6 protein-coding genes and 1 tRNA gene are annotated in these 5,671 nt (G+C 63.3%); all 7 read left to right on the forward strand.

Annotated elements, in window-relative coordinates; all coding sequences use genetic code 11:
- Nucleotides 1-887, forward strand: an 887-nt coding sequence (locus H5T65_13845) for a glycosyltransferase family 2 protein (GenBank protein ID MBC7260310.1), incomplete at its 5' end; no start/stop codon positions are given.
- Nucleotides 884-2,281, forward strand: coding sequence for an undecaprenyl-phosphate glucose phosphotransferase (locus tag H5T65_13850; protein ID MBC7260311.1), 1,398 nt, complete (start codon nt 884-886; stop codon nt 2,279-2,281). The genes H5T65_13845 and H5T65_13850, both read left to right, overlap by 4 nt.
- Nucleotides 2,282-2,351: 70 nt before the next feature.
- A tRNA-Leu gene (locus tag H5T65_13855) sits at nt 2,352-2,435 on the forward strand.
- A 95-nt stretch (nt 2,436-2,530) separates the two neighbouring features.
- The gene (locus tag H5T65_13860) at nt 2,531-2,917 is read left to right on the forward strand and encodes a septum formation initiator family protein (protein MBC7260312.1); all 387 of its coding nucleotides are present in this window, start codon (nt 2,531-2,533) and stop codon (nt 2,915-2,917) included.
- Nucleotides 2,918-3,251: 334 nt separating this feature from the next.
- Nucleotides 3,252-4,454, forward strand: a complete 1,203-nt coding sequence (locus H5T65_13865) for a lamin tail domain-containing protein (protein ID MBC7260313.1) — start codon at nt 3,252-3,254, stop codon at nt 4,452-4,454.
- Nucleotides 4,455-4,709: 255 nt separating this feature from the next.
- Nucleotides 4,710-5,108 (forward strand): SH3 domain-containing protein, encoded by a 399-nt coding sequence (locus H5T65_13870; GenBank protein ID MBC7260314.1) that lies wholly within the window; start codon nt 4,710-4,712, stop codon nt 5,106-5,108.
- Nucleotides 5,102-5,647: a hypothetical protein gene (locus H5T65_13875; protein ID MBC7260315.1), complete on the forward strand. Its 546-nt coding sequence runs from the start codon at nt 5,102-5,104 to the stop codon at nt 5,645-5,647. Before H5T65_13870 ends, H5T65_13875 begins: the two co-directional genes overlap by 7 nt.
- Nucleotides 5,648-5,671 lie beyond the last annotated feature (24 nt).

Genomic DNA, 5,671 nt, shown 5'->3' on the forward strand with positions numbered 1-5,671 from the left:
TGTCTGTTGTGATCGTCAACTACAATACGAAGGCGCTCCTGCGCGACTGCCTGCGCTCCGTGCTGGGGAGCCGCGGGCTGGACGCTTTTGCCGTGATCGTCGTGGACAACGCCTCCACCGACGGCAGCGCCGACATGGTGCGCCAGGAGTTCCCGCAGGTGCATCTCATTGCCAGCCCTGTCAACGGCGGGTACTCGTATGCCAACAATCTGGGCCTGCAGGCGGCCCCGCCCTCGCGCTACTACCTGCTGCTGAACCCCGATACGGTGGTGCCGCCTTCGGCCCTGGCCGACATGGTGGCCTACATGGATTCCAGGCCCGACGCGGGGGTCGCGGGGCCGCGCCTGGTGCTGGCCGACGGGAGCCTGGACCTGGCCTGTCGCCGTGGCTTCCCCACGCCCGCCGTATCCCTGTATCGGCTGAGCGGACTCAGCCGTCTGTTCCCCAAGAGCAGGCGCTTCGGCCGCTACAACATGACGTTCCTGGACCCCGACGACGAGGCCGAGGTGGACTCGGTGGTCGGGGCGTTCATGATGGTGCGGGCCGAGGCCATGGAGCAGGCGGGGCTGTTGGACGAGACGTTTTTCATGTACGGCGAAGACCTGGATTGGGCCTATCGCATTCGGCAGAAGGGGTGGAAGGTATACTACAACCCCGCCGTAACGGTGCTTCACTACAAGCGGGCGGCCAGCCGCCACAGCCGCCGCGCCCAGTTTGAGTTCCAGCGCGCCATGTACATCTTCTACCGCAAGCACTATGCGGCCAGCACCAACCGCGTGCTCCATTTTCTCATCCTGTGTGGGCTTGTCCTGCGGGGCGGGCTTCCCATGCTGCGGGAGATTCTGGGCAGGCCCCAGGCCGCGACAACGAAGGAGACGCCCGCATGACAAAGCGCAGCGAGTGGCTCCTCAAGGCGATGCTGGTCTTCCTGGACGCATCGCTGGCGGCTTTGGCGTTCTATTTGGCGTATCTGTGGCGCTTGCGCACGCAGAACCCGCCCGCCGTCAACATCCTGCCGTTCCGCGGCTACGTGGGGATGCTGTTCATCCAGGTGGGATCGCTCCTGGTGTCGTTTCTCCTGGCGCGGCTCTACCACCTGAAGCGCGGCGTTTCGCGCCTGGACGTGCTGACGGCGCTGGTGGGGGCGGCATCCATCGGAATCCTGCTCACCAGCGCGCTTACGTCTCTCCTGTACAAGAACGAACTGGACTATCCCCGCCTGATGCTGGTGTACTCGTGGGTGCTGACGATCGTCCTTGTGGGCGCGGGCAGGCTGGCCCACGACTACCTGGAGGGTCGGCTGCGCGCGCGCGGCGTGGCCGTGTACAACACGCTCATCGTGGGCGCTGGCGAGGTGGGGCGGATGATTCTCAACAAGATTCGCCAGTCGCCCGCGCTGGGCTACAGGGTGGTGGGCTTTGTGGACGAGTCGCCCGCGCAGGGCGATGTCATGGGCGTGCCGGTGCTGGGGGCCACCGCCGACCTGCCCCAACTGATAGACGCGCACGCGGTGGATCAGGTGATCATCGCCATGCCCGAACGCTCGCACCAGGAACTGCTGGAGATCATCGCGCTGTGCCAGCGGGGCCGCGTGGAGATCAAGGTCTTCCCCGACGTGTTCCAGATCATCGCGTCGGAGATGAGCATCGGCGACCTGAACGGCCTGCCGCTGCTGACCGTGCGGGACATCGCCCTGCGCGGGTGGAAACTGACGCTGAAGCGGGCCATGGACATCGTCGGCAGCGCCATCGCGCTCATCCTTCTGTCGCCGTTCATGTTGCTGGTGGCGGCGCTGATCAAACTGGAATCGCCCGGCCCGGTCTTCTACGTCCAGGAGCGGGTAGGGCTGGACGGCAAGCCGTTTCAGTTGCTCAAGTTCCGCACCATGCGCCAGGACGCCGAGGCCAACGGCCCAGGGTGGACGGTGGCCAACGACCCGCGCCGCACGCGCCTGGGCAAGTTCCTGCGGCGCTACTCCATAGACGAGTGGCCGCAGTTCATCAACGTCCTCATCGGCGAGATGAGCCTGGTGGGGCCGCGGCCCGAGCGCCCCATGTACGTGGAGCAGTTCCGCCAGGCCATCCCCCGCTACATGGAGCGCCATCGTGAGAAGGCGGGCATCACCGGCTGGGCGCAGGTCAACGGCCTCCGCGGCGATACCTCCATCGTGGAGCGCACCAAGTACGACCTGTGGTACATTGAGAACTGGTCGCTCTGGCTGGACATCAAGATTCTCATTCGGACCGTGGTGCATTTCGCCAAAGACGAGAACGCGTACTAGGCCCTAGGGCTTCAGCGCTGCCGCGCAGTTTGACAAATCGCCCAAAACGCATTAGGATAATATACGAAGTGCCGAAGTGGCGGAATTGGCAGACGCGCTGCGTTCAGGGCGCAGTGGGCAATCGCCCATGTGGGTTCAAATCCCTCCTTCGGCACCTTTTTATTTGGCACCGAACTTGAACGGCTTGACAGCGGAACGCAATGGGAGTATGCTGGTCATGTGGGGGGCGCGGGCGCGGGAGGCAGAACGGTGAAGAACAGGCTTCTGAGTCTCCAACAGATTCTCGCGCTGTTCCTCGTGGCGTTCGGCGTGCTCACGCTGACGAACCTGGCCGCCGACGCGCGCGAACTCCACACCCTGTCGCTGCAAGTGGAGACCCTCCAGCAGAGCAAGGCGGCGCTGCAGGCCGAGATCGCCGACCTGCGCTCCCAGAAAGAAGCCCTGGCGCGCCCGCACTGGGCCGACGAAGCCGCCAGGCGGTGGCTCCACTGGACGCGGCCCAACGAAGTCCTCGTTGTTGTAACCCCATCGCAACCCAACGGCACTGCTGTGGCAACTTCCACAGGCGCGAATGACAGCAATCCGCCGTCCCACTGGCAGGAGTGGGTGGCGTATCTACAGGGCAAGAACCCCTGATTCGGTTGTAGGCCAGCGCGACAGACTTGCGGTTGCCGGCCGCCGACGGGCGGTGACAGCTGGGGGAAACCCCGAGCGCATCTTTTTTTGGCAAGGTGGCTCGAAAACCCTGCTATAATAGTAGTGGGATCGTCCGCGCCGTTTTTGTGCTGTGGTAAGGAGGTGCAGTATGCACGAGAGGAAACACCTTCGAGCGGCACCTACAGTGGGCTGGCTAGTCGCAATTGTGGTTGCCCTGGCACTGCTGACCTTTTCGCCTGCGTTCGTCCAGGGCGAAACAACAGGGTCCCTAGTTGTCACGTTTCTGGATGTAGGGCAAGGGGACGCCATTTGGGTGAAGACCCCGCAGGGTGTTGACCTGCTGATAGACGGCGGGCCGCAATCGGCGGGCTACGGTGTCGTGTCGTACCTGACCAGCCACGGGTGCACGGATATTGAAGGCATGGTATTGACCCATCCCCACGCCGACCACCTGGGCGGCCTTGTTACGGTTCTGGAATCTATGCCCGTGTATGCCGTGTGGTACACAGGGCAATCGTATAGTTCCAGCCTGTACACCCAGTTTCTTGACCTGATTGCCAGCAAGTCAATACCGACCACGGTGCTATCGGCAGGGCAAACGTTGACCGTCGGGCCGCTGACGGTTGCTGCCTTACACCCGACCACCATCGGAAGTGATTGCAACAACAACTCCCTGGTCTTGAGGCTGTCGTATGGCAGCGTGGACTTCTTGTTCACAGGGGATGTAGAGGCGACTGGCGAGGCCGAAATACTTGCCCACGAGTACACGGTGCAGAGTGAAATCCTGAAAGTAGCCCATCATGGCAGCGATACGTCCACAAGTTGGGGCTTTCTGACGGCGGTTGCGCCCGAAGTGGCAGTTATCTCCGTAGGCGCGGGAAATTCCTACGGACACCCTTCTAGCACAACGTTGGCGCGCCTTGCGTCCGTTGGCGCGCATACCTACAGAACCGACCTGGACGGGACTATAACGGTTACAACGGACGGCGTATCCTATTTTGTCTCCACAACCCAGAACCCTGTAACGGCCACGCCGACCGTGGCGCTGACGCGATGGGTGTATCTGCCTGTCGTGGCACGGGGCGCGGTGGGCGCTACGCCGACACCCCCTCCGACCCGAACGCCTACACGGACGCTTACACCTACGGGGACGCCAACCCGGACACCCACACGGACGCCAACACCGACGGCGACATCCGCGGCAAACAACATTCAGATAACGGCCTTGCCGTACGCTGGCAGCGACGAGTATGTGGAGATAACGAACTATGGTCCGAACGCGCAAAACATGACCAACTGGCGCATTCAGAGCGTAGAAGGCAACCAGTGGTACACGTTTCCTTCGGGCTACACGCTGGCGGTGGGGGCCTATGTTAGGGTTCACAGTGGCCCATCCGCCGTCAACAACCCGCCGACCGACCTGAAGTGGACGGGTTCGTACATCTGGAATAACGACGGAGACGAGGCGCGGCTCTACAATGAGGCGGGTCAACTGGTGGACAACTGGGTGTACTAGAACAGGAGATTAGTAGCAGTGTTGGCAAGGTTGGGCATTCTCAAGGCTATCGTGGGGATAGCGGTGTTAGCCGCCGCTTGCTTCTTTCTGGGACGGGCGAGCAATCAGCCGGCCGGTCGAGCCAATGAGTCCCTAGCTGCATTTGCGCCCAAGGCTGCTTCACCCTCTGCTACTCGGGTCCGGCCCACGGCGCAACCGAGTGCAACGCCAACGCCATCGCCCCAACCTATCCGTCTCGGCAGAACCACAACGAGGGTGAACCTACGCGCTGGGCCGGGCGATACATGCCCAATCCTGAGAAAACTCAATCCGGACAGTCTGCTGGAGATACTGGGGCGCGATGCCTATTGCGAGTGGATCAACGTTCGGGTGCTCTCCACTGGTGAGTCCGGATGGGTCTGGGCTGAGTTTGCAGAGATACCAGTCTTCTGCACGGTCTTGCCGCGAGTCGCATCGTCGCCATGTCCGACACCTGTGCCGCCTCCGTCGCTCGCGGCAAAGGGCAACTGTCATCCATCCTACCCCGACGTCTGCATACCGCCGCCCCCTCCTGACCTAGACTGCAAGGACATTCCGTTCCGCCGGTTTCGTGTGCTACCCCCAGATCCACACCGCTTTGATGGAGACAAAGACGGCATTGGCTGCGAGTGGTAGTGTGCACGGCCGTGTGGCCCGGGACGGTGAGCGAGCGCCTGGTTTTCATCCAGGACCGGGGCGCGGCGCTGGCGGTGTACCTCGCCACGGGGGAGTATCCGCCGCTGGTGGAGGGGCAGTGGCTGCGCGCCACGGGCCGCCTGCGCGACTACCACGGCGAGTTGCAGTTGTACGTGTCCGGGCCTGGGGACCTGCAACGGTTTGATCCCGAAGATCCCATCGCTCCCGTCCGCATCCGTACCGGCGACATGGGCGAGGCGTGGGAGGGTCTGCTGGTGGCGATGGTGGGGCGCGTGGTGGACGTGGAGACCCGCGCCCTGTGGCTAGATGACGGCACGGGGCCGGCGCGGGTGTACTTCCGCGAAGGGGGCCAGGCGAGGCGGCCCATGGTCGCGCGCGGAGATGTGCTCCGTATCGTAGGCGTGGTCAGCCAGTACGCCCAGCGCCTGCCCTACGTGGGCGGCTACCGCCTGCTGGTGCGCACGGACGCCGACATTGGAGCGGGGCCGATGCGCCTGCCGGTAACCGGCGGCGAGTGATGTAGGAGTATATCCACGAACACG

It is taken from the genome of Chloroflexota bacterium (assembly GCA_014360805.1).
Classification (GTDB): Bacteria; Chloroflexota; Anaerolineae; order DTLA01; family DTLA01; genus DTLA01.